The sequence below is a fragment of the Pseudomonas sp. B21-012 genome, assembly GCF_024749305.1.
Classification (GTDB): Bacteria; Pseudomonadota; Gammaproteobacteria; order Pseudomonadales; family Pseudomonadaceae; genus Aquipseudomonas.
This window is the reverse complement of sequence record NZ_CP087197.1, coordinates 1,564,719-1,589,990: the sequence shown is the minus strand read 5'-3', so window position 1 is coordinate 1,589,990 and position 25,272 is coordinate 1,564,719. Positions and strand designations below refer to the sequence as shown.

The following is a 25,272-nucleotide window of genomic DNA, read 5'->3' as shown; positions in this document are numbered from 1 at the left end:
CTGCAGCAACAGGCCTATACGGTATCCACCTTCAACGAATGATCGTTGAGCATGCCGTTGATGATCGTCGCCGTGTCCTGCCCTGCCGCAATCACCCCGCCCGCACCTGCCGTCACACCATAGTGCTGGGCCAGGTTCACCCCTGCCAGGTCGATGGTCTGAGTCGGCGCCGCACCTGCCACCGAGCTGACCTCGATGGTCGACACCACGCTGGCGCCACTGCCGGTGACCTTGAAGTGCAGGTAGTCATCCAGCGACGCTGTCGTTGAATTCTCACCCTGCAACAGTTGCGACAGGTCCAGACGATCGGTGCCCGGGGTGAAGTCAGTGACCACGTCGTGCCCGGTGTTGCCCTGCTGGTACAGGAAGGTATCGCTACCCGTGCCGCCAGTCAGGGTGTTGTTGCCCGGACCGCCGATCAGCACATCATCACCGCCACCGCCAATCAGGGTGTCGTTGCCCAGACCGCCATTGAGCACGTTGGCGTTGTCGTTGCCGGTAAGGGTGTCGTTGTAGTCCGAACCGATCAGGTTCTCGATCGCCACCAGGGTGTCGGTACCGGCACCCCCGGTGTTCTGCGCCCCGACCGTGCTCAGATTGACCGTCACCGCGCTGCCGGCACTGGCGTAACTGGCGGTGTCGATACCCGCGCCACCGTCGAGCAGGTCGTTGCCGGCACCACCGATCAACAGGTCATTGCCATCACCGCCGTAGAGGAAGTCGTTGCCATCCCCGCCGATCAACACATCGTTGCCCGCACCTGCATTGAGGGTATCGTTGCCGGCGCCGGCCAGCAGGGTATCGTCACCGCTGGTACCGGTGAGGGTATTGCCCTCCTGATAAACGATGTCGACATTGCCGGTGCTGCTGCCACCATGCCCGTCGCTGACGGTATAGGTGCCGTAGGCGGTTTCGTTCTGGGCGTTGGAATAGTCGACAGTCATGGTCAGCGCGTAGTTTTCAGCCGCGTTGGTGTTGCTGCCTGACGTATTGGTGAGGTTGACCAGGTGGATGCTGTAGACGCCGGCATGGCTGGCGGTGAAAGAGCCGCCGTCGGCGATGGTTTGATAGCTGCCGCTCTCGTCCTTCCACTCCATCAGGATGTTGCCCGCTGCCAGGTTGTGATCGAGGGTCAGCGTCTCGCCTTTTTTCAGGGTAACGGTCAACAGGTCCTCATCGTTGGCATTGGCAGTGGTCACAGCCCCCAGGTATCCGCTGACAACCAGTGCCGCCGTCATGGCATCGGCCGGGCCTCTGAAGGCACTGCGCGGCAGGTCCCGCAGCTGGTTGGCGCCGGTGTTGTTAGTACCGTTGAAGACAACCGTCGGCGGTGTCCCGCTGCCCACGGTAAAGCCTGCCCCTTTTGCCGCCCAGCCGGTATCGAAGGTGGTCGTCGACGGCACGCTCAGGCGGTCATGGTTGGCGTCGCTGTCATTGGCCAGCAAGGCTTCGGCGGGCACGGTGATGCTGCTCGACAGAATGTTGCTGATGACATGGTCGGCCCCGGCCACTGGCGCGGTGTTGGCGTAGACATTGATCACCAGGTTGGCACTGGCGGTATCGCCATCGTTGTCACTGGCGACGAAGCCGATCTGCTCGACCTGGCCGCTGCCGGTGTCCTTGGGCGGCGTGTAGGTAAAGTCGCCGGTATCCATGTTGACCACGATGCTGCCGCCGATCGCCGTCTTCACGGTAATGCTGTTGGTGCCGGTATCGAAGGTGCCCCGGTCCGCCGCACCGCTGGTGGCATAAGAGCCCGCCCCGCCGTTGCCCTTCGGATCGTAGGTGTAGGTAGTGCCATCGATAACCAGCGACTTGATAAAGCCGCCATCAGCGCCGAACTGGCCGCCACTCATCAGGCTGCCGGTGATCGGTGCGCCCTGCACGGTGCCAGACAGCACCGAGTTGAGCTGGTTGAGGTCGGTGACCACCGTGGCGTTGGTGTCGGTGTGGGTACTACCGTCGTAGGACAACGGATTGAGGTTACCGGCATTGACGCCACTGCCCAGACCGATCGCGTAGGACTTGATCCCATTGCTATCTAGGAAAGTCTCCCAGGCAGCTTCGCGGGGCGCGGTAATCGCGTGCCCCGACGTAGGCGCACCGTCGGAGAAGAAGTACACGATATTTTGCGCACCGGTGATTTTACCTCCGGTGGTGTAGGCCGACTGCGCCGAGGTAATCGCCGAATCGTAATAGGTCGAACCACCTGCGCTGAGGCCGTTGACGATAGCCTTGGCCTGGTCGACGGTCACCCACACAGTTGAAGGCTGGTTGGCCCCGGTGGAGAAGGTCACCAGTTGGACCTTTACATCGCCCATTTCATCGTACTTGTCGAGCAAGGCATTGATCGCCTGCTTGGCCAGTTGCATACGCGTCAGCCCCGGCACGCCGGACGCCTCATTCATACTGCCGGACACATCGATCACCAGCAGCAGGTTGGAGTCCACCTGCCCCGGAGTCACCGAGCGTTCTGCCCCGACTGCATTCGGTACGTCGTCGACAATCTTCACATCGATCGTCGCGTTGGCGGAGCTGCCATCGGTGTCGGTGGCGACGACATTGATGCTCTCGTTGAGGTTGTTGATGCCATTGGCGTTCGGGTGATTTTCGTTGTCGAGCAAGGTGTAGGTGTAACTGACCACCCCGGTGGCCGGGTTGTAACCGGTAATGGTTATCGAGTTACCCAGCGGCGTAGTCCCGCTCTGTGGGAAGCCGTTGACCACCCCGCCACTGACCACGCTGATGCCACCGACGGTCAGGCTTTGCAGGCCGTCAGGGGCCGTCACGGTGAAGGTGCCGCTCTGGGTCAGGGCCGGAGAGTCCGGGCTGGTGCCGTCGCTGAGGTTCTTCTCGTAGACGGTCAGCTCGCCACCGTTGACGTTCAGGCCGTCAATGGTGACCGGGTTGTCCAGGTTGCTGACATTGAGCTTGAGCGTCGCTGTGCTGGTGTCGCCATCGGCATCGCGCAAGGTGTAGGTGAAAGTATCGACACCTGTGCCACCGCCGTGCAGGTTGATGAAGTCCGTATCGTTGGGGTTCAGGGTGTAGGTGTAGGAACCGTCGGCGGCCAGCACCAGGGTGCCGTAGGTACCGACAAAGGTGCCAGCGGTGATCGGCCCGGTTACGCGGTCCGCGCCCTGTACGTCGTTGGTCAGCACATTGCCGGTGAGGGTCAGCTGTACTTCAGTGGCCGTAACTGCGTTGGTGTCGTTAACAGCGCTCGGCAGGTCATCGACGATATTGACGTCGATCGAACCGCTGGCGGTGCTGCCGTCGGTATCGGTGGCGGTTACCGTAAAGCTTTCGTTGAGGCTGTTGGCACCATTGGCCGTCGGATGGTTCTCGTTGTCGAGCAAGGTGTAGCTGTAGGTCACCACGCCGGTGGCCGGGTTGTAGCCGGTGATGGTCAGGGTGTTGCCCAGGGCGGTGGTTGCCGATTGCGGGAAGCCACTGGCCACGCCGCCGCTGACCACGGTGATGCCACCGACGGTCAGAGTCTGCAGGCCGTCCGGGGCGGTGACGGTAAAGCTCGCGCTCTGGGTCAGGGCCGGGATATTCGGGTTGCTGCCGTCGCCAAGGTTCTTCTCGAAAACGGTCAGTTCACCGCCATTGACGTTCAGGCCGTTGAGGGTCACCGGGTCGTTGAGGTTGGTGATATTCAGCACCAGGTTGGCGGTGCTGATGTCGCCGTCGGCGTCCTTCAGGGTGTAAGTGAATGTCTCGGTGCCATTGCCGCCACCGTGCAGGTTTTTGAAGTCTGCGTCGGTAGGATCGAGGGTGTAGGTGTAGGAACCGTCAGCGGCCAGTACCAATGTGCCGTAGGTGCCGACGAAGGTGCCGGCGGTGATCGGCCCGGTTGTCACACGGTCCGCACCCTGCACGTCGTTGGTCAGCACGTTGCCGGTCAGGGTCAGCTGGTTCTCGGTAGCGGTAACGGCGTTGGTATCGCCTGCCGCGGTCGGTACGTCGTCGACGATATTCACATCGATGGAACCGCTGGCGGTGCTGCCGTCGGTATCGGTGGCGGTTACCGTAAAGCTTTCGTTGAGACTATTGGCGCCATTGGCTGTCGGATGGTTCTCGTTATCGAGCAAGGTGTAGCTGTAGGTCACCACGCCGGTGGCCGGGTTGTAGCCGGTGATGGTCAGGGTGTTGCCCAGGGCGGTGGTTGCCGATTGCGGGAAGCCGTTGGCCACGCCGCCGCTGACCACGGTGATGCCACCGACGGTCAGAGTCTGCAGGCCGTCCGGGGCGGTGACGGTAAAGCTGGCGCTCTGGGTCAGGGCCGGAATATTCGGGTTGCTGCCGTCGCCAAGGTTCTTCTCGAAAACGGTCAGCTCGCCGCCGTTGACGTTCAGGCCGTTGAGGGTCACCGGGTCGTTGAGGTTGGTGATATTCAGCACCAGGTTGGCGGTGCTGATGTCGCCGTCGGCGTCCTTCAGGGTGTAAGTGAATGTCTCGGTGCCATTGCCGCCACCGTGCAGGTTTTTGAAGTCTGCGTCGGTAGGATCGAGGGTGTAGGTGTAGGAACCGTCAGCGGCCAGTACCAATGTGCCGTAGGTGCCGACGAAGGTGCCGGCGGTGATCGGCCCGGTTGTCACACGGTCCGCACCCTGCACGTCGTTGGTCAGCACGTTGCCGGTCAGGGTCAGCTGGTTCTCGGTAGCGGTAACGGCGTTGGTATCGCCTGCCGCGGTCGGTACGTCGTCGACGATATTCACATCGATGGAACCGCTGGCGGTGCTGCCGTCGGTATCGGTGGCGGTTACCGTAAAGCTTTCGTTGAGACTATTGGCGCCATTGGCTGTCGGATGGTTCTCGTTATCGAGCAAGGTGTAGCTATAGGTCACCACGCCGGTCGAGGCGTCATAACCGGTGATGGTCAAGGTATTGCCCAGCGCCGTGGTGGCCGATTGCGGGAAGCCGCTGGCCACGCCGCCACTGACCACGGTAATGCCACCGACGGTCAGAGTCTGCAGGCCGTCCGGGGCGGTGACGGTAAAGCTGGCGCTCTGGGTCAGGGCCGGAATATTCGGGTTGCTGCCGTCGCCAAGGTTCTTCTCGAAAACGGTCAGCTCGCCGCCGTTGACGTTCAGGCCGTTGAGGGTCACCGGGTCGTTGAGGTTGGTGATATTCAGCACCAGGTTGGCGGTGCTGATGTCGCCGTCGGCGTCCTTCAGGGTGTAAGTGAATGTCTCGGTGCCATTGCCGCCACCGTGCAGGTTTTTGAAGTCTGCGTCGGTAGGATCGAGGGTGTAGGTGTAGGAACCGTCAGCGGCCAGTACCAATGTGCCGTAGGTGCCGACGAAGGTGCCGGCGGTGATCGGCCCGGTTGTCACACGGTCCGCACCCTGCACGTCGTTGGTCAGCACGTTGCCGGTCAGGGTCAGCTGGTTCTCGGTAGCGGTAACGGCGTTGGTATCGCCTGCCGCGGTCGGTACGTCGTCGACGATATTCACATCGATGGAACCGCTGGCGGTGCTGCCGTCGGTATCGGTGGCGGTTACCGTAAAGCTTTCGTTGAGACTATTGGCGCCATTGGCTGTCGGATGGTTCTCGTTATCGAGCAAGGTGTAGCTATAGGTCACCACGCCGGTCGAGGCGTCATAACCGGTGATGGTCAAGGTATTGCCCAGCGCCGTGGTGGCCGATTGCGGGAAGCCGCTGGCCACGCCGCCACTGACCACGGTAATGCCACCGACGGTCAGGGTTTGCACACCGTCCAGCGCAGTCACCGTGAAGCTGCCAGTTTGCGTCAGTGCTGGCGTATCCGGGTTGCTGCCGTCGCCAAGGTTCTTCTCGAAAACAGTCAACTCGCCGCCTTCAACATTCAAGCCGTTGAGGGTCACCGGGTCGTTGAGGTTGGTGACGTTGAGCACCAGGTTGGCGGTGGACACATCGCCATCAGCATCGGTCAGGGTGTAGGTAAAGGTCTCGACCCCGTTACCGCCGCCATGCAGGTTGAAGAAGTCCGGATCGGCAGTGTTCAGCGTGTAGGTGTAGGACCCGTCGGCGGCCAGCACCAAGGTGCCGTAGGTGCCGACGAAGGTGCCGGCAGTAATTGGCCCGGTGGGTACACGGTCCGCACCCTGCACATCGTTGGTCAGCACATTACCGGTCAGGGTCAGCTGGTTCTCGGTAGCGGTAACGGCGTTGGTATCGCCTGCCGCGGTCGGCACGTCGTCGACGATATTCACATCGATGGACCCGCTGGCAGTGCTGCCGTCGGTGTCCGTCACACTGACCGTGAAGCTCTCGCCCAGGCTGTTGGTGCCGTTGGCGTTCGGGTGGGCCTCGTTGTCGAGCAAGGTGTAGCTGTAGGTCACCACGCCGGTCGAGGCGTCATAACCGGTGATGGTCAAGGTATTGCCCAGCGCCGTGGTGGCCGATTGCGGGAAGCCGCTGGCCACGCCGCCGCTGACCACGGTGATGCCACCGACGGTCAGGGTTTGCACACCGTCCAGCGCAGTCACCGTGAAGCTGCCAGTTTGCGTCAGTGCTGGCGTATCCGGGTTGCTGCCGTCGCCAAGGTTCTTCTCGAAAACCGTCAGCTCGCCGCCTTCAACGTTCAAGCCGTTGAGGGTCACCGGGTCGTTGAGGTTGGTGACGTTGAGCACCAGGTTGGCGGTGGACACATCGCCATCAGCATCGGTCAGGGTGTAAGTAAAGGTCTCGACCCCGTTACCGCCGCCATGCAGGTTGAAGAAGTCCGGATCGGCAGTGTTCAGCGTGTAGGTGTAGGAACCGTCAGCGGCCAGCACCAAGGTGCCGTAGGTGCCGACGAAGGTGCCGGCAGTAATTGGCCCGGTGGGTACACGGTCCGCACCCTGCACATCGTTGGTCAGCACATTACCGGTCAGGGTCAGCTGGTTCTCGGTAGCGGTAACGGCGTTGGTATCGCCTGCCGCGGTCGGCACGTCGTCGACGATATTCACATCGATGGACCCGCTGGCAGTGCTGCCGTCGGTGTCCGTCACACTGACCGTGAAGCTCTCGCCCAGGCTGTTGGTGCCGTTGGCGTTCGGGTGGGCCTCGTTGTCGAGCAGGGTGTAGCTGTAGGTCACCACGCCGGTCGAGGCGTCATAACCGGTGATGGTCAAGGTATTGCCCAGCGCCGTGGTGGCCGATTGCGGGAAGCCGTTGGCCACCCCGCCGCTGACTACGGTGATGCCACCGACGGTCAGGGTTTGCACACCGTCCAGCGCGGTCACCGTGAAACTGCCGGTCTGGGTCAGGGCTGGCGTATCCGGGTTGCTGCCGTCGCCGAGGTTCTTCTCGAAAACCGTCAGCTCGCCGCCTTCAACGTTCAAGCCATTGAGAGTCACCGGGTCATTGAGGTTGGTGACGTTGAGCACCAGGTTGGCGGTGGACACATCGCCATCAGCATCGGTCAGGGTGTAAGTAAAGGTCTCGACCCCGTTTCCGCCGCCATGCAGGTTGAAGAAGTCCGGATCGGCAGTGTTCAGCGTGTAGGTGTAGGAACCGTCGGCGGCCAGCACCAAGGTGCCGTAGGTGCCGACGAAGGTGCCGGCAGTAATTGGCCCCGTGGGTACACGGTCCGCACCCTGCACGTCGTTGGTCAGCACGTTGCCGGTCAGGGTCAGCTGGTTCTCGGTAGCGGTAACGGCGTTGGTATCGCCTGCCGCGGTCGGCACGTCGTCGACGATGGAAACATCGATACTCATGCTCGCGCTGCTGCCATCGGTATCGGTAGCAACCACGTTGAAACTCTCGCCCAGTGAGTTGCTGCCATTGCCGGCGGCATGCGCTTCGCTGCCATTGAGGGTGTAGCTGTAGGTGACCTCCCCGGTGGCCGGGTTATAACCGTTGATGGTCAGGGTGTTGCCCAGGGCCGTGGTGAGTGATTGCGGGAAGCCATTGACCACCCCGGCACTGATCACATTGATACCGCCCACCGTCAGCGATTGCAGGCCGTCGGCGGCGGTCACGGTGAAGGTTCCACTCTGGGTCAGTGCCGCCGCATCAGGGCTGCTGCCAGCTGCCAGGTTCTTCTCGAACAGCACCAGCTCGCCGCCATTGATGCTCAGCCCGTTGAGCTCCACCGGGTCATTGAGGTTGCTGACGTTGAGCACCAGATTGGCGCTGGAAACATCACCGTCGGCATCGGTGAGGGTGTAGGTAAAGGTCTCGACGCCATTACCACCGCCATGCAGATTGATGAAATCCGGATCGGCAGTATTCAGCGTATAGGTGTAGGAACCGTCGGCGGCCAGCACCAAAGTGCCGTAGGTACCGACGAAGGTGCCGGCGGTAATCGGCCCGGTTGCTACCCGGTCTGCGCCTTGCACGTCATTGGTCAGCACGTTGCCGGTCAGGGTCAACTGGTTCTCGGTGGCGGTGACGGCATTGCTATCGGCCACTGCCCGCGGTACGTCGTCAATCACCGTGACATCCAGCGAGCCAGTGGCTACGTCGCCATCGGTATCACTGACCAGTACCGCGATGCTTTCACCAAGCCCGTTGGCACCCGCGCCACTGGGGTGGGTTTCGGCACCGTTGAGTGTGTAGCTGTAGCTGACCACGCCAGTGGCAGGGTCATAGCCGGTAATGGTCAGCAAATTGCCCAGGCCAGTGGTGATCGACTGGCCGATGCCGGTCACCGCACCGGCAGTGACCACATTGATGCCGCCGACGTTAAGGTTGAACACCCCATCGGGTGCCTGCACGGTGAAGCTGCCCGCCTGGGTCAGGGCCGCCGGATTGCTGGCCGAGCCCTGGGGTAGATTGGCCTCGTTCAACGACAGCTCGCCGCCCTCGACGGCAAGCCCTTCGAGGCTGACCGGGTTGTCGATCACCGGCACTGGCGGGGCTTCGTCATTGTTGTTGATCAGGCCGACGTCCAGCTGCGGCAACTCGGGAAAGCCGTTGAAGCCTGCAGTGGGAAAGCCGATATGCGGATCAACGCGCCCGGCCACCTCGTTGAGGATCACGAAGGTATGCCCGCCGCCCAGTGCCCCCGTTGCTCCGCCAGTGCTTGGCCCGGCTGCAGTGGGGTCGGCGTCCTGGCTCGGGTCGGCACCCGCAGCGATGGCTTGCTGGAGTTTCTCGACATCAGACAGTTGCGCCTGGCTGGGGGTCTGCGACTCCGGTGTATCAACATGCGGCGCGCGATCCGCCAGCAGCTCAGGGGTCAAGGTCAGGTTGCTGTCACGGCCGAGGGTCAGTTCGGCACCGTTTTGCAGGTGGACGGCGACTGCGCCAGCAAGGCCTGTGTCCAGCTGCTCGCCGGCATATACCTTGTCGCCTTCAATCAGCGGCCGGCGGCTGCCATCGCTGCCTACAGCGAAGACTTCGCCCACCACCTTGCTGACGACACCGATTAACTTAGCCATGAGCGCACTCCTCCACTGCAAATCGGTTGATTGCAGCAACGTGCGCTGAACTATCGCGTGGCCAGCCCAGCGGAATTAACCCGGGCCAACGCTAAAACAGCCCGGCAGTGCGAGATGATTTCAATGAAATCAATGACTTCGCCTGCCAGAGCTGCGGTGAAAGTGATTGAGCGAAGTGGCCTAGTGACACCTGCCAAAAATTTGTCGCCAAACTTCGCCCCGCCTCCATCCCCTCCGCTACATCCATGCCCTCTGCTGCAAAAACACGGGAACTTTCTCTGACGCCCGAAAAAATGCACCCTAGCGCTGATTCCACGGGCTGCCTGATATGAACAATGTCTCGGATTTCTTAGACCGCATAAGTTTTTTTTCGCATAACTCTTATGAAAAAATCTTCTTAGCTTCGCGCGTAAATGTTCTTAGCTCTGTTGTTACAAGCCTGATACGGTTTGACCTCAGGTTTTCGTCACTTTTTTGACGAATCGCAGGACCATTATTAGAAATCAGGGAGAAGTAACCCATGCGCGTTTTGACCCCCATCACCAGCGCAATTCTGTTGGCCATGGCATGTGCCAATGCCCAGGCGATGTCACTTAATGAGGCTGTGCAAAGCGCCGTGGATTACCACCCGGAAATCGGCTCCAGCAAAAACAGCCGGCTGTCGGCCGATGAAGACGTGAAGTTCGCCCGAGGCGGTTACTTCCCCACCGTCGACCTGGTGGCCGGTTACGGTCGGCAACGCTCCGACAACACCAATACCCGTGGTTTCAATGCCGACGGCACGCGTAATCATAATAAAGAGACACTGACCTACACCCAGTCCGACCTGCGCCTGCGGCAGATGCTCTTCGACGGCTTCAACACCGCCAACGAAGTCGGCCGTACCGAGGCAGTGGTGAACTCGCGGGCCTACTACACCCAGGCCACCGCCCAGTCCGTCGCCCTGAGTACCGTCGAGGCGTACCTGGAGGTGCTCAAACGCCGCGAGCTGGTAACCCTGGCCAAGAACAACCTGCAGGCGCACCTGCGGGTCAACGACCAGATCGGCCTGCGCAGTGAGCGCGGGGTCGGCAGCAACGCCGACCGCGACCAGTCCACTGCCCGTCGCGCCCTGGCCGAGAACAACCTGGATACTGCCGAGGTCGACCTGGCCGATGCCGAGGCCAGGTTCTACAGTGTCGTTGGCCGCCCGGCCGATGAGCTGGAAACCCCGGCGACCATCAAGGGTGAAGTGCCTGCTGACCTGGCTGCTGCACGTCAGGACATGCTCGAAAACAACCCTTACCTGAAATCCGCCCAGGCCGACGTCAATGCGGCCGAGCAGCAGTACGAAGTGGCCAAGTCGCCGTTCTACCCGCGTATTGACGCAGTATTGGCAACCGGTGCCAACAACAACACCGCAGGTCAGGTCGGCCACGACAACAACGACTGGCAGGCCGGTGTCGAGCTCAGCTACAACCTGTTCCGCGGCGGCAGCGACAAGGCCCGCCTGCAGTCCGATGCGCACAAGATCAACCAGGCCATGGACATCCGCAACAACGCCCTGCGCCAGATTACCGAAGACCTGTCGCTGTCGTGGAACGCCATGACCAACGCCAAAAAACAACTGCGGGCGGCCCGCGAATACGCCGAGACCACCACCCGTGTGCGCGCGGCTTATCAGGACCAGTTCGGCCTCGGCCAACGCACCCTGCTCGATTTGCTCGACAGTGAAAACGAGCTGTACAACGCCAACCGCCGCTACACCGAAGTGCGCTACACCGAAGAGTTCTCCATGTACCGGGTGCTGGCCAACATGGGTGAGCTGCTGAACAAGCAGCGCATCTCGCTGCCACCCGAGGCGATCGCCAAGAGCGAAGTGAAGAGCGAGGCGCGCCTGCCCGATATGCGCTAAACCCCTCCAACTGCGGCAGGAGTAGGCGACTGTGACCAGCATGCAACCTGCGAGCTCGGCAATAGATCCGCGCCAGAGTTTCGATGACCCGCTACTCGATGGCTTGCTGATCCTTTGCAAGCTGCATGGTTGCACTGTCAGTCGCGCCGGCCTGAGTGCCGGCCTGCCGCTGCCCGAGCAACGCCTGAGCCTTGAACTGCTGCCCCGGGCAGCGGCACGGGCCGGTTTGCAGGCGCGGATCCTGCGGCGTGAGCTGGGAGCGATCTCGGCGCTCAACCTGCCGGTGCTGTTGCTGCTCAAGGACGGCCGCTGCGCGGTGCTGCGGCGTTGGGGCGATGACGGCCGGGCGCTGATCCTGCCCTGTGAAGCCGAAGGCGGCGAGCAGTGGGTCAGCCGCGAAGAACTGCTGCAAGCCTACGCCGGCGAGGCGCTGTTCGCCCGCCCCCGCCATGAACTCGAAGACCTGCGTGCGCCGTTGATGCCACGGGTCAACGCCTGGTTTCGCGACACCCTCAAACTCTCACGCTGGCTCTACAGCGACGCCATTCTCGCCAGCCTGCTGATCAACCTGCTGGGGCTGATGGTGCCCCTGTTCGTCATGCAGACCTACGACCGCGTGGTGCCCAACCAGGCTACCTCGACGCTGTGGGTACTGAGCGCCGGCCTGCTGATCGGCACCCTGTTCGAATTGACCCTGCGCGTGGTCCGCGCCCACCTGCTCGACCAGGCCGGGAAAAAGACCGACCTGATTCTTTCCGCCACCCTGTTCGAACGCATCACCGGCATGTCGATGAAAGCCCGGCCGGCCACGGTTGGCGGCTTTGCCCAGAGCATTCATGACTTCCAGGGCCTGCGTGAATTCCTTACCGCCGTGACCCTGACCAGCATTATCGACCTGCCCTTCGTGGTGCTGATGCTGGCGGTGATCGGCCTGCTCGGTGGCTGGCTGGTGGTGATCCCGCTGATTGCCTTCCCGGTGACCATTTTCTTTGCCCTGTTCATCCAGGTGCGGCTGCGCGATACCGTGCAAAAAAGCCTGGCCCTGGGCGCCGTGCGCCAGGCGCTGCTGATCGAAACCCTCGGCGGCCTGGAAACCCTCAAGGCCTGCAGCGCCGAAAGCGAGCGCCAGTACCAGTGGGAAAGCACCCACGGCGCCCTCACCCGCCTCGACGCCCACGCCCGCAACCTGTCGGCACTGGCCACCAACGGCACGCTGTTCATCCAGCAGTTCTGCGGCATGGCCACCATCGTTGCCGGGGTCTACAGCATCATTGCCGGCAACCTCAGCGTCGGCGCCCTGGTTGCCAGCTACATGCTCGGCAGCCGGGTGCTGGCACCGCTCGGGCAAATCGCCGGGCTGATCACCCGCTACCAGCAGGCACAGCTGACCATGCGCAGCACCGACGCGCTGATGGCCCTGCCGCAGGAGCGCCAGGCCGGCCAGCAACCGTTGGAGCGCACCCAGTTGCACGGCGGCCTCGACGTCAGCCATGTGAGCTTTCGCTACCACGGCCAGAACGCTGCCGCCCTCAATGACATCAGCTTCAGCGTCAAGCCGGGCGAACGCATCGGCATCATCGGCCGCAGCGGCTCGGGCAAGAGCACCCTGGCGCGCCTGTTGATGGGCTTCTATGCCCCGGACGAAGGGCAGATCCTGCTCGACAACCTCGACCTGCGCCAACTGGACATCGCCGACCTGCGCCACCAACTGGGCTACGTCGCCCATGACCTGCCGCTGCTGGCCGGCAGCCTGCGCGACAACCTGACCCTTGGCGCGCGCTATGTGAGTGACGCGCGCATGCTTGAAGTGGCCGAGCTGACCGGCGTCAGCGAGCTGGCCCGCCAGCACCCGCAAGGCTTCGACCGCCCGGTCGGCGAGCGCGGCCAGCTGCTTTCCGGTGGCCAGCGCCAGGCCGTGCTGCTGGCCCGGGCGATGCTGCTCGAACCGCCGATCATGATCCTCGACGAACCCACCAGCCACATGGACAACAGCAGCGAAGACCAGCTGCGCCAGCGCCTGCATGGCTGGGTGCAGGGCAAGACCCTGCTGCTGGTCACCCACCGCACCTCGATGCTCAGCCTGGTCGACCGGCTGCTGGTACTGGACAACGGCAAGATCGTTGCCGACGGGCCGAAGGAAGCGGTCATCGATGCACTGCGCAAAGGCCGCGTTGGCGCGGCACTCTAGGGGGTCATTCATGTCCGTAAGCCAAGGCCTGCGCAGCTACTTCCAGAGTTTCGGCAAAACCGCCGAACGCGAGTTCATGCCCGATGTGGCCGGCGCCACCCTGCAGGACTCGCCGCGTCTGTCGCGGATCACCGTGTGGCTGGCCGCGGGGCTGTTGCTGGTGGCGCTGCTGTGGGCCAAGTTCGCCGTGCTCGATGAAGTGACCATGGGCGAAGGCAAGGCCATTCCGTCGAGCAAGGTCCAGGTGATCCAGAACCTTGAAGGCGGCATCGTCACCGAGATCTTCGTCCGTGAAGGGCAGATGGTGAACAAGGGCGATACCCTGCTGCGCCTGGACGACACGCGTTTTCTCTCCAACAAGGGCGAGAGCGAAGCTGACCGTTTTGCCCTCACCGCCCAGGTCGAGCGCCTTGCCGCCGAAGCCGAAGGCCGGCCGTTCCAGCTCTCCGAAGAAGTGCGCAGCAAGGCGCCGCAGGTGGCTGAAGACGAGCTGTCGCTGTACCAGTCGCGCCAGCGCCGGCTAAGCAGCGAAAAGCAGACCCTCAACGAGCAACTGCGGCAAAAAACCCAGGAACTGGCCGAATTTCGCTCCAAGGTCGAGCAGTACCGCTCGGCCTTGGCGCTGTTGCAGCAGGAACTGAACATGTCGACGCCGCTGGTTGGCACCGGGGCGATCTCACCGGTGGAGATTCTGCGCCTCAAGCGCAGCGCCGTTGAGGCCCGCGGCTCGCTCAACGCCACCAGCCTGGCAATCCCGCGCGCCGAAGCGGCGGTGGCCGAGATCAAGAGCAAGATCGAAGAGTCCGAAGCCGGGTTTCGCTCAGAGGCGGCCAAGGAGCTCAACGAAAAACGCACCGACCTGTCGAAGATCACCGCCTCGAGCATCGCCATCGATGACCGGGTAACCCGCACCACCGTGGTTTCGCCGGTGCACGGGATCATCAAGCTGCTCAAGGTCAACACCATCGGCGGCGTGGTCCAGCCCGGCAGTGACCTGCTGGAGATCGTGCCGCTGGAAGACAACCTGCTGATCGAGGCCAAGGTGCGCCCGCAAGATGTCGCCTTCCTGCACCCCGGGCAGTCGGCGATGGTCAAGTTCAGCGCCTACGACTACACCATCTACGGCGGCCTGAAGGCCAAGCTCGAACTGATCAGCGCCGACACCGTCACCGACGACAAGGGCAACGCCTTTTACCTGATCCAGGTGCGCACCGACAAGAACCACCTGGGTGGTGATAACAAACCGCTTTTGATCATCCCCGGCATGACTGCCACGGTGGATATCATCACCGGCCACAAGAGCGTGCTCGATTACCTGCTCAAGCCGGTGCTCAAGGCACGTACCGAAGCCATGCGCGAACGCTGAGGCGCTCGCAGTGGCTCAACGCAGATGATTGCGCTCGTAGGTCTCGCGCCCCATCGCCGCAATCTGCCCCTCGATCAGCGCCTCGAACGGTTTTAACAGCGCGTCAAAATTAACCGGCGCCTCCAGCACGTTGAGCGCCTGCACCAGTGCCTCCAGAGTCGATACTGCCCCCGCCTGCGGCGCTTTGCGCAGGCGATAGCGCGAAGGCAGGACCTGGGCCAGGGTTACCCGCGGCAACGTGCCAAGCAACGGGTTCACATGCAACAACTTGCTCGCCTTGCGCCAGGTACCATCGGGCACCACCAGTTGCCACGGTCGCTGATCCTCGCCGTCGGCATAGGCCACCAGCGGCTGCGCCTCATCGCCCGGAAACAGCAAGGCACTGCGGTACCCCGGTGCTTGCAGCAGCTCAGGCAGATCCTCGAACACTTCGCCCACGTGCAATTGCGCATTGCGCAAGCCAAGCGCCGCCAGCTTGGCGGTATTGAGCGCATGGCGCACTTCACTGGGATGCTGCAGCAACAGCACGCGGGTACGGCTGTCGAGGGAAGGGATTAGCGGACAAAGGCAATGGGCTTGTGGGCGCAGGCAGCGCTCGCAGTGGATTCTGGACATCGGGTTCTCCTGAGCGGGCAAAGTGTGCCACAGCAGCCCCGAAAAAAGCCCACTTCCCTGTGGGAGAGACGAAAAGCTTCAGCGGTTGAAACGTTCGGCCAGGCTGTACAGGTAATCGGCCATGCGTTCGAGGTCCTGGCTGATCTCGGCGCCCTGCTTGGCCTGCCCGGCGCTGTGATCGCAGAGCTGGGCAATGCGGGTGATCTGCTGGTTGATGTCCTCGGCGACATGACTCTGCTGTTCCGAGGCTGTGGCCATCTGCTGGCTCATGCCGGTGATGCGGCTGACCGCCTGGGTGATGCCCACCAGCGCCGACTGCACCGCCTCGACGCTGTGCACGCTGTCGCGGGAGATCTGCTCGCCCTTGCTGGCACTGGACACCGCCCGCTCGGCGCCGGCGCGCAACGAGGCGATAATCTGGTGGATCTCCTCGGTCGAGGTACGGGTACGCTGGGCCAGCGAGCGCACCTCGTCGGCGACCACGGCAAAGCCCCGGCCCTGCTCGCCGGCCCGCGCCGCCTCGATCGCCGCATTGAGCGCCAGCAGGTTGGTCTGCTCGGCAATCGAGGTGATGACATCGACCACGCTGCCGATCGACTGGGTCTGGTCGGCCAGGGCATTGACCGCCTGGCCGATGTCGCTGACCGCCTCGGCCATGCTGCCCATGGCGCGCAGGCTTTGCTGCGCCAGGTCACTGCCCTGCTGGGCCAGGTGATCGGCATCGGAGGCGGCCGTGGCGGTGTTTTGCACGTTGTGCGTCACTTCCTGGATGGTCGCTGCCATTTGCGCAATCGCCGTGGCCGACTGATCGGTTTCGCTGCGTTGCTTGTCGAGCATCTGCGCCTGGGCCCCGGACAGGTCGGAGGATTGCGCGGCGCGCGTCTTGACCCCGACACCGGCATCCACCAGGCGCGTCAGGGCCGTTTGCAAGCGGGCTTCTTCACTGATGATCGCCAGGTCCAGCTGGCCCTGCAGGCCGCTGTTGTCGCTGTAGGTCAGGGCTACCAGAGGGCTGGTGAAGGCTTTCGGGTGTTCGCCCAGGGTGCGGCGGATCACTCGGTTCTGCCGCGCCTCGATCAGGTACCAGGCGCTGAGCAGGCTGGCCATCAGCACACCCAGGGCGGCGTACTGGGGCAGCCACAGGTAGCTGATCACAGACAGGATGCCAGCGCCGACCAACGGCCAGCCGTGTTCCACTGTCGCGCCCAGTCGAGCCGCCAGCGGCACCGGGCTGCGCCCCTGGCGCAACCGTGCATACAACGCCGTGGCCCGGCGGATCTGCTCGCGGGTCGGTACCGAGCGCACCGACTCGTAGCCGCTGATCCGGCCGTTTTCGTAAATCGCCGTAACGTAAGCGCTGACCCAGTAGAAGTCGCCGTTCTTGGCGCGGTTCTTCACCACGCCCATCCAGGGTTTGCCCTGTTTGATGGTTTCCCACATATGCCCGAACACCGCGGGGGGCATGTCCGGATGACGCACCAGGTTGTGCGGCTGATCGAGCAACTCCTCATAGGTAAAACCGCTGATGGCGACAAAGGCGTCGTTGCAATAGGTGATGCGGCTGTTGAGGTCGGTGGTGGAAATCAGCCGCTGTTCGCTCGGAAAGGTTCTTTCATGCTCAGTGACGGGCAAATTCATGCGCATCTAGGCGATCCCTGCAAAGGAGAGATGGGAAATTTCATCAAGCCAATACAGGTTTAGCAGAGCAATTACGGGGTCGCGGCCGATATTTTCAGGATTTTTTGCAAGCGCGACTAAATTTTTCAGGGGCCGTTTCGTTCAGGCTGGAGTGAGTTGCGCCTTGAGCAGATCGCGAAAGGTCTGGATCAAGGGTTCGCGGCTGCGGCCACGGCGAATGATCATGGAGAACGGCGCCTGATAGCCGAAGGTCGCCGGTGATAACACCCGCAAATCGCCCTTGTCAGCCCAGGCCTGGGCATAGTGTTCCGGCAGGTAGCCGATATAGGCGCCGGACAACACCAGGATCAGTTGCGCCTCCATGCTCTCCACCGTTGCCGCGCTGTGCTTGAAGCCGTGGCGGGCAAGCTCAGCCTGGCTCCAGTAACCGCGACCGACCATGCGCTGCTGGGTAATCACCTGCTCGGGAATGCGCCGCTCGTTGAACAGCGGGTGGCGGTTGCTGCAATACAGCCAATGTTGCTCGCGGTACAACGGCTGATACACCAGCCCGCTCATGCGCGTGGAAAAGGCGCCGATGGCCAGGTCCAGGCGGTTGTCCTGCACCCCCAGTTGCAGCTCGTAGGGGCTCGACACCGACAGGTGCAAGTGCACCGCGGGGTGCTCCTGGCTGTAGGCACCGATAGCTTCAGCCAAAGGCAAGGCCCGATCACCGACGGTGGAGTCGATCACCCCAAGGTTGAGGGTACCGCGCAATTCGCCCTTGAGCGCCGCCGCGTATTGCTCGAAACCGTCCATTTCTGCCAGCAGGCGCAAGGTCTCCTGGTGGAACAGTTCACCCTTGCTGGTCAGGCTGAAACCGCCACGGCCGCGATGGCAAAGGACGATGCCGAGGGCCGCCTCGAGCTGGCTCATGTAGGTACTGATGGCCGAGGTCGACAGGTTCAGCTCGCGCTGGGCGTTGGCAAACCCCTGGTGGCGCACGATGCTGACGAAGATGCGCAGGAGTTTCAGGTCGGGCAAGGCAGAGGCCATGTGATCGCGGTCCGCAGGGCTACAGATGGCCGGATTCTAACCGCAATACCGGCATTAGTTCAGAAAAACCTGAACTAAGTATTTGCCTGTAGCGATTCTTTTCATCCACTACCTTTTGCAGACTCTGCCGCAATGCACCTGCTTGCCGGTATTTCAGGGGTTGCCCCGGGCCAGCCAGACAGGTTCCAACAACTAGAACAATCGAATCGATGAGGCCCGACCGTGGACAAGATTCTGCACCAACCACTGGGCGGCAACGAAATGCCGCGCTTCGGCGGCATCGCCACCATGCTCCGTCTCCCTCACCTGCAAAGCGCCGAAGGCCTGGATGCCGCGTTCATCGGCATCCCCCTGGACATCGGCACCTCTCTGCGCTCCGGCACCCGCTTCGGCCCACGGCAGATCCGCGCCGAATCGGTGATGATCCGCCCGTACAACATGGCCACTGGCGCTGCGCCCTTCGATTCGTTGTCGGTTGCCGATATCGGCGACGTGGCGATCAACACCTTCAACCTGCTCGACGCCGTACGGATCATTGAAGAAGCCTACGACGAGATCCTCGAACACAACGTCATCCCCATGACCATGGGCGGCGACCACACCATCACCCTGCCGATCCTGCGCGCTATCCACAAGAAGCACGGCAAGGTCGGGCTGGTGCACATCGATGCCCACGCCGACGTCAACGATCACATGTTCGGCGAGAAGATCGCCCACGGCACCACCTTCCGCCGCGCCGTCGAAGAAGGCCTGCTGGACTGCGACCGCGTGGTGCAGATCGGCCTGCGCGCCCAGGGCTATACCGCCGAAGACTTCAACTGGAGCCGCAAGCAGGGCTTCCGTGTGGTCCAGGCCGAAGAGTGCTGGCACAAGTCGCTGGAGCCGTTGATGGCCGAAGTGCGCGAGAAAGTCGGTGGCGGCCCGGTGTACCTGAGCTTCGACATCGACGGTATCGACCCGGCCTGGGCACCGGGCACCGGCACCCCGGAAATCGGCGGCCTGACCACCATCCAGGCGATGGAAATCATCCGTGGTTGCCAGGGCCTGGACCTGATCGGCTGCGACCTGGTGGAAGTCTCGCCACCTTACGACACCACCGGCAACACCTCGCTGCTCGGTGCCAACCTGCTGTACGAAATGCTCTGTGCACTGCCGGGCGTGGTTCGCCGCTAACGGTAGTACACCAGGAGTTGCAACAGGGCAGGAGCCATGACAGTCGGGCCGCAACGACGGCCCACTGAGTAGACGAATGACCCGGCGCCAGGCTTGCCTGGCGCCGGGGTCGATCTCACCATAATAAAGATAATTGGAGACACCCATGGCCTTGGACATATTCGTTGTTCTGATTTATGCCGCCGGCATGCTCGCGCTCGGCTGGTTCGGCATGCGCCGGGCAAAAACCCATGAAGATTACCTGGTGGCCGGGCGCAACCTGGGCCCTAGCCTGTACATGGGCACCATGGCCGCCACGGTACTGGGCGGCGCGTCGACCGTCGGCACCGTACGCCTGGGCTATGTCCACGGGATTTCCGGCTTCTGGCTGTGCGCCGCGCTGGGCCTGGGCATCATCGCCCTGAACCTGTTCCTGGCCAAGCCGCTGCTGCGTCTGAAGATCTTCACCGTTACCCAGGTGCTGGAAAAACGCTACAACCCCATGGCCCGCCAGGCCAGTGCGGTGATCATGCTTGCCTACGCGCTGATGATCGCGGTGACCTCGACCCTGGCCATCGGCACCGTTCTGCAAGTGCTGTTCGACCTGCCGTTCTGGGGCGCGATCCTGCTCGGTGGTGGCGTGGTGGTGGTGTACTCGACCATCGGCGGCATGTGGTCGCTGACCCTGACCGACATCGTCCAGTTCGTGATCAAGACCGTCGGCCTGATGTTCGTCCTGCTGCCCATCTGCCTGTACAAGGTCGGTGGCTGGGATCAACTGGTGGCCAAGCTGCCGGCCAGCAACTTCAGCCTGACCACCATCGGCTGGGACACCATCATCACCTACTTCCTGATCTACTTCTTCGGCATCCTGATCGGCCAGGACATCTGGCAACGGGTGTTCACCGCCCGTGACGAGAAAGTCGCCAAGTACGCAGGCACCACTGCTGGCGTGTACTGCGTGATCTACGGCCTGGTGTGCGCACTGATCGGCATGGCCGCGCATGTCCTCCTGCCGGACCTGGACAACGCCAACAACGCCTTTGCCGCGATCGTCAAATCCACCCTGCCTGACGGTATCCGTGGCCTGGTGATTGCCGCTGCGCTGGCAGCGATGATGTCCACCGCCAGTGCCGGCCTGCTGGCCGCCTCCACGGTCCTGACCGAAGACCTGCTGCCGAAACTGCGCGGCGGCAAGCAATCGAGCCTGGGCATCAACCGCCTGTTCACCCTGTTGACCGGCATCGCCGTACTGGGTATCGCCCTGGTGGTAACCGATGTGATCAGCGCCCTTACCCTGGCCTACAACCTGCTGGTGGGCGGCATGCTGATTCCGCTGATCGGCGCCATCTACTGGAAACGCGCCACCACTGCGGCGGCGATCACCAGCATGACCCTGGGCTTCGTGACCGCCCTGGCGTTCATGATCATGGATGGGATGGATGCCAACACGCCGATCTACTACAGCCTGGCGATCGGCCTGGTGAGCTTTGTGGTAGTCAGCCTGATGTCGCGCCGCCCGGTAGGCGCCGTCAACCTGGCCTGATAGACAGGTGCACCTCGGCCGTCGCATCAGCAATGATGCGGCGGCCGATTTGTTTTAGCGACGTGGCTGGCGCTTGCGCTGTTCTTCGTCGGTAGGGATCGGCACCGGCTGCAGCGGTGGCGGGATCAGGCCCAGGGCAGCGGCCAGGTCGTGGAGCCAGTTGAACAGATGGTTTCTCATAACTCCCCCTTACGGGTCAGCCTGCACGGCGAATAAATCCTGCGATGCTTCATACAGATCATAGTCCCAAGTATTGCAATGCGCATGTCTGTGCAACATGACTTGGGGGCAAGTTTGATCTCAATCAAGCCTCCTGCGCCATCTGCGCTGCCTGGGTAACTGTTTCCCCTTGTTGCAAATCGATCCAGGCGCTCAAATTCGCCCCGCGCATGCCCTTGCGCCACATCAGCCAGGTGGTGGCCTGATCGAACGGCGCCTGCAGGCGATGCACCGCCACTCGCTCACGGCCTGGCAGGCTGTCGAGCATCGACTGCGCCATCAACGCCACGCCGGCTCCGGCGATGACACAGGCGAGCATGCTCGGGTACGACTCGATTTCCATGACCCGGCCCATCGCCGCGTGATCGTGGGCGTACCAGGCCTCGAGGCGCATCCGGTACGAACAGCCCTGACGAAAGGTGAACACCGCTCGCCCGGCGACATCGCGGGCACTGCGCACCGGCCCATGGCCAGGCTCGGTGATCAGCACCAGGGTTTCGTCGCACAGCGGCACGCCGTCGAGCCCGGCCAGGGCCAGCGGCCCGTCGACCAGGGCGGCATCCAGGCGGCCGCTGAGCAAGCCTTCGAGCAACTCGCCGCTGGGCGCCGCCTGCACCTGCAGGTTCACCGTCGGGTAAGCACTGTGGTAACGGGCCAGCAAGTCGGGCAAATGAATGGCCGCGGTGCTGTACATCGAGCCCAGCACAAACTCCCCGGCCGGCTGCCCGCCCTGCACGGCGGCAAAGGCCTCATCGTGCAGGGCGAGCATGCGCCCGGCGTAATCGAGCAGCACCTTGCCCGCCGGCGACAGTTGCAAGCGCTGGCGCTCGCGGCGAAACAGCTCAACGCCCAGTTGCTCTTCGAGCTGGCGCAGGCGCGTCGACAGGTTCGACGGCACCCGGTGCAGGCGCTCGGCGGCGCGGGTCACCGAGCCCTCCTCGGCCACCGCCTGGAAAATCCGCAATTGGCTGAGCTCCACGAGCTATTCTCCAAAACAGAACAAGCTGCTCATCATTATTCAATTTTATTGAAAGTCAACCGGCTTTAGCCTGACGGTCATTCACGCTTGTGCAGGAATTGCCGCCATGTCGCCAGTTGTTCGCCTTCTCGCCTGTGCCGTTGCCCTGATGATGGCCATGGGCATCGGCCGCTTCGCCCTCACTCCACAGCTGCCGCACCTGATCAGCGAAGGGCAGGTCAGCCTGACCGCCGCCGGCCTGATCGCCGCCGCCAACTACCTGGGCTATCTGCTCGGCGCCCTGGACGCCATGTTCGTCCGCCGCCCGGGCCAGGTCAGCGCGCGCCTGCACGGCGGTCTGTGGCTGTGCGTCGTGCTGACCCTGGCGTCGTTCTCGGCCAGCGGTTTCTGGGCTCACCTGCTGCTGCGCTTTGGCACCGGCGTGGCCAGCGCCTGGGTGCTGGTGATGCTCACCAGCCTGAGCCAGCAGGTGGCAGCGGCCAATAACCGGCCACGGCTCGGCGCCCTGGTGTTTGCCGGGCCCGGGGTGGGAATTTTTTTAACCGGAATGCTGGCGCTGATCGCCAACCTCAACGGACTGGGCTCGGCGCCGCTGTGGTTGATCTATGCCGCCGTTGCCCTGTTGATGCTGCTGATCGTGCTGCCAGCGCTGCCACGCCCGCAGACGCTAGCGCCTACTGTCAGCGGGGCGCGCGTCCAGCCAGCCGGGCAAGGAATTGCCCGCCTGGGCCTGGTGTATGCGCTGTACGGTATCGGCTACATCATCCCCGCGACCTTCATGTCGCAGATGGCCAGCGCGCGCTTTCACGGGCAGTGGCTGGCCGACCTGTTCTGGCCCGGCTTTGGTCTGGCGGCGGCGCTGGGCGTGCTGCTGGTCAGCCTGCGCCGCCCGGGCATGGGCAGCACCTCAAGCTGGCTGATCGCGACCCTGTGGCTGCAGGCCGCCGGCGTGTTCGCCTGCCTGCTGGGCAACGGCCCGGGCCTGGCGCTGGGGGTGATCCTCTGTGGCGGCCCGTTCCTGGCCTGCATGCAACTGGTAATGCAACGCTCGCGGGAGCTGGCACCGCACGCCAGCCAGCGCAATGCCGGGCTTTTGACCGCCTGTTTTGCCCTGGGTCAGCTCAGTGGACCGCTGCTGGCGGCGCTGAGCAATCAGTTCGCCGGCAGCCTGCAGCCAGCGCTGCTGATCGCCGCCAGCGGGCTGGTGCTCGCCGGCCTGCTGCTGTTGCGCCCGCAGGCTAGCCGAGCAGGCTGCGCAGGCGCCGGCGCACCCACTGTTCAGCGCTGACCAGGGTCACCCCGAGCAGCACCATGATCGCGCCGAGGACGAAATTCAGGCTCAACGGCTCGCCCAGCAACAGCACGCCGAAAGTCACCCCGAACAACGGAGTAATGAACGAGAACACCGCCAGATTCGAGGCCAGATAGCGGCGCAGCAGCCAGAACCAGGTCAGGTAGCTGAAAAACGACACGATCAGGCCCTGAAACAGCAGACTGCCGATCGACAGCGGGGTGAACTGCACCTGGGTAACCTGGCCACTGGCGACAGCGATCAGCAGCAAGCCGACAAAACCGACTGCCAGTTGATAGAACAGCGTCAGGGTCGCTGGCGCCTCCGACAGCCGCGAAGCGCGCACCACCACGGTGGTTGCGCCCCAGGCCAGGCCCGCCAGCACCCCGAAGGCATCACCGAGCAGCATTTTCCCGTCCAGATGCTCAAGGGAAACGCCACCGGCAAAGGCAAAGGCAATACCGCCAAAGGCCAGCAGGATGCCCAGCCACTGCAAGGGCCGCAGCCGCTCGCTGGGCAGCATGAAATGCAAGCCCAGGGCGGTAAACACCGGTGCGGTGTAGAGGAATACCGACATGTGCGCCGCCGAAGTCAGCTTCAGGCCTTCGGCGATGAACAGAAACTCCAGGCCAAACAGGGAGCCGGCCAGTAGCCCGCCGCGCCAGGTGCTGGAGACCTGGTCCCAGCCGCCACGAAAACACATCAGCAGGCCGACCAGCACCGCCGCCATCCCTGAGCGCATGGCTTGCTGCATTACCGGGGCAATATCCGGTGCGGCCCACTTGATCATCACCTGCTGGATGCCCCAGATCAGGCACAGCACCAGCATCACTTGCAGGGCAAAGGCATCGGTATTGCGGCGGCTGGCGCTCATCGGGCGCCCCCGGTTTCTGGCAGCAACATGGCAAGCTCTCGGCAGAAGTGGATCCAGCGCCGATTATCAGCGGCGGCGGCCGCTCAATGCCAGCCTTGTGTTACCTGCTTCAGGCAATCTGCGCCTTGGAGGCCAAATGATCGAAAGTCGCCTCGTCCAGTGCATCCTCCTGCTCATCCAGCACCTGGCGTGGGTGATCGTTGCCCGGAATGCTGCTGTCCAGCAGGCTCAGCAGCCGCGAGCCCCGCTCGGTAAGGATGAAATTCTCGCCGTTGCCGCCCTCGTCTTCCGGGCGTGAGGCAAAGTATCCGCGCTCGAACAGCAGCTTTTCATACTCACATGCCAGAGTTTTCAGATGATCGAGATCGCCAGGGGCTGCACCTTCGGCCGCCAGCTGGGCCGCATGCTGCTCGGCGTAGGGCCTGGGGGTAAAACTGTGGCCGGCGCTGTTCTGCGCTTCGTGCAACAGGCGTTCGATCAGGTCCCAGTCGTAGGTGGTCATCGGCATAGCCTCAATCAGGGGTAGGTAAGATTGTGACCGGTGCGCGCGGCTGCGGTTCGACTGAACTTTCGCCGCCCGGCCAGGCTCAACCGCAAGACTTCACTTTGATTGCCCAGGAGCCTGCCGATGAAAACCCTGTTGAACATTGCAGCCGCCGCCAGCCTGCTGCTGGCCCTGCCCGGCTGGGCGTGCACGCTGGAAGAAGCGACGGCCAAGCGCGAAGAACTGGCCAAGGAAGTGAGCAAGCTCACCGAGCAGAACCCGCAGAAGGCCAAGGAGATCAACGACGAGCTGCAGAAGATGGAGCTGGGCACGGCCAGCAAGGACTTGCCGGACAAGTGCCAACTGATCGACAAGCGGATGCAGGAATTGAAGACCGCTGAGAAAAAGACTTGAAATCGGGGTGAAACAATCGCGGGTCAAGTCGGGTCGCCGCACCGCCGCTTGTGTCTTGAGGTTGGAATAGAATCAGAAGTGAGAGCGGTGAATGGCAAGCTGTACGCCGGTAGTGCTTAAAGCACGTGTGGGAGCAAAGCTGCCATTCACCTCTCCACTCTGGCCCGAGCCCGAACAGTTGATTGAGCGCCTCTCGAATCACAAGCGTGGGCCAAGCCAGA

General features: G+C 62.9%; 14 protein-coding genes and 2 pseudogenes. 7 read left to right on the top strand and 9 right to left on the bottom strand.

Annotated elements, in window-relative coordinates; genetic code table 11:
- Positions 1 to 14 precede the first annotated feature (14 nt).
- Entirely contained in the window at positions 15 to 9,356 is a 9,342-nt protein-coding gene (locus tag LOY37_RS07280; protein WP_258716557.1) for a retention module-containing protein, read from the bottom strand.
- Positions 9,357 to 9,876: 520 nt separating this feature from the next.
- Between LOY37_RS07280 and LOY37_RS07275 the strand changes: the two genes are divergently transcribed.
- From LOY37_RS07275 to LOY37_RS07265, 3 genes are read left to right on the top strand one after another with little or no spacing between them, the layout of a single operon-like run.
- A complete protein-coding gene (locus LOY37_RS07275) occupies positions 9,877 to 11,250 on the top strand; it encodes a TolC family outer membrane protein (RefSeq protein ID WP_258716556.1) in 1,374 nt (457 codons plus the stop codon).
- 40 nt (positions 11,251 to 11,290) lie between these two features.
- Positions 11,291 to 13,438 carry a type I secretion system permease/ATPase gene (locus LOY37_RS07270; protein ID WP_371128686.1) on the top strand — a complete coding sequence of 716 codons (2,148 nt, stop codon included), beginning with the start codon at positions 11,291 to 11,293 and terminating at the stop codon, positions 13,436 to 13,438.
- Between the two features lie 10 nt (positions 13,439 to 13,448).
- Positions 13,449 to 14,804, top strand: a complete 1,356-nt coding sequence (locus tag LOY37_RS07265) for an HlyD family type I secretion periplasmic adaptor subunit (RefSeq protein WP_045193388.1) — start codon at positions 13,449 to 13,451, stop codon at positions 14,802 to 14,804.
- Between the two features lie 15 nt (positions 14,805 to 14,819).
- On the opposite strand, the gene LOY37_RS07260 is transcribed toward LOY37_RS07265, so the two are convergent.
- From LOY37_RS07260 to LOY37_RS07250, 4 genes and pseudogenes are all read right to left on the bottom strand, one after another.
- On the bottom strand, positions 14,820 to 15,419 hold the full coding sequence (locus LOY37_RS07260; RefSeq protein WP_258716555.1) for a tRNA-uridine aminocarboxypropyltransferase: 600 nt from the start codon (positions 15,417 to 15,419) through the stop codon (positions 14,820 to 14,822).
- Between the two features lie 78 nt (positions 15,420 to 15,497).
- A pseudogene (locus tag LOY37_RS27535) lies at positions 15,498 to 16,472 on the bottom strand (methyl-accepting chemotaxis protein); the annotation flags it as partial.
- A gap of 279 nt (positions 16,473 to 16,751) precedes the next feature.
- Positions 16,752 to 17,057, bottom strand: a pseudogene (locus LOY37_RS27530) (PAS domain-containing protein); the annotation flags it as partial.
- 141 nt (positions 17,058 to 17,198) lie between these two features.
- Entirely contained in the window at positions 17,199 to 18,092 is an 894-nt protein-coding gene (locus tag LOY37_RS07250; RefSeq protein WP_045193391.1) for a LysR family transcriptional regulator, read from the bottom strand.
- 222 nt (positions 18,093 to 18,314) lie between these two features.
- On the opposite strand from LOY37_RS07250, the gene speB reads away from it, so the two are divergent.
- Positions 18,315 to 19,265 carry an agmatinase gene (gene speB / locus LOY37_RS07245; protein ID WP_045193392.1) on the top strand — a complete coding sequence of 317 codons (951 nt, stop codon included), beginning with the start codon at positions 18,315 to 18,317 and terminating at the stop codon, positions 19,263 to 19,265.
- Positions 19,266 to 19,410: 145 nt separating this feature from the next.
- On the top strand, positions 19,411 to 20,790 hold the full coding sequence (locus tag LOY37_RS07240; RefSeq protein WP_045193393.1) for a sodium:solute symporter: 1,380 nt from the start codon (positions 19,411 to 19,413) through the stop codon (positions 20,788 to 20,790).
- Positions 20,791 to 20,844: 54 nt separating this feature from the next.
- Here the strand turns inward: LOY37_RS07240 and LOY37_RS07235 are convergent, their stop codons facing one another.
- Complete coding sequence (locus LOY37_RS07235) at positions 20,845 to 20,970, bottom strand: PA1414 family protein (protein ID WP_010223057.1); 126 nt, start codon at positions 20,968 to 20,970, stop codon at positions 20,845 to 20,847.
- A gap of 124 nt (positions 20,971 to 21,094) precedes the next feature.
- Positions 21,095 to 21,988 (bottom strand): putrescine utilization regulator PtrR, encoded by an 894-nt coding sequence (gene ptrR, locus LOY37_RS07230; RefSeq protein WP_258716554.1) that lies wholly within the window; start codon positions 21,986 to 21,988, stop codon positions 21,095 to 21,097.
- 106 nt (positions 21,989 to 22,094) lie between these two features.
- On the opposite strand from ptrR, the gene LOY37_RS07225 reads away from it, so the two are divergent.
- Positions 22,095 to 23,276, top strand: a complete 1,182-nt coding sequence (locus tag LOY37_RS07225; RefSeq protein WP_258716553.1) for an MFS transporter — start codon at positions 22,095 to 22,097, stop codon at positions 23,274 to 23,276.
- On the opposite strand, the gene LOY37_RS07220 is transcribed toward LOY37_RS07225, so the two are convergent.
- Positions 23,227 to 24,153, bottom strand: coding sequence for a DMT family transporter (locus LOY37_RS07220; RefSeq protein ID WP_258716552.1), 927 nt, complete (start codon positions 24,151 to 24,153; stop codon positions 23,227 to 23,229). The two genes, LOY37_RS07225 and LOY37_RS07220, sit on opposite strands and share 50 nt — an antisense overlap.
- A gap of 109 nt (positions 24,154 to 24,262) precedes the next feature.
- Complete coding sequence (locus LOY37_RS07215) at positions 24,263 to 24,655, bottom strand: transcriptional regulator (RefSeq protein WP_093385881.1); 393 nt, start codon at positions 24,653 to 24,655, stop codon at positions 24,263 to 24,265.
- Positions 24,656 to 24,781: 126 nt separating this feature from the next.
- Between LOY37_RS07215 and LOY37_RS07210 the strand changes: the two genes are divergently transcribed.
- A complete protein-coding gene (locus tag LOY37_RS07210) occupies positions 24,782 to 25,051 on the top strand; it encodes a hypothetical protein (protein ID WP_045193398.1) in 270 nt (89 codons plus the stop codon).
- The last annotated feature ends 221 nt before the right edge of the window (positions 25,052 to 25,272 follow it).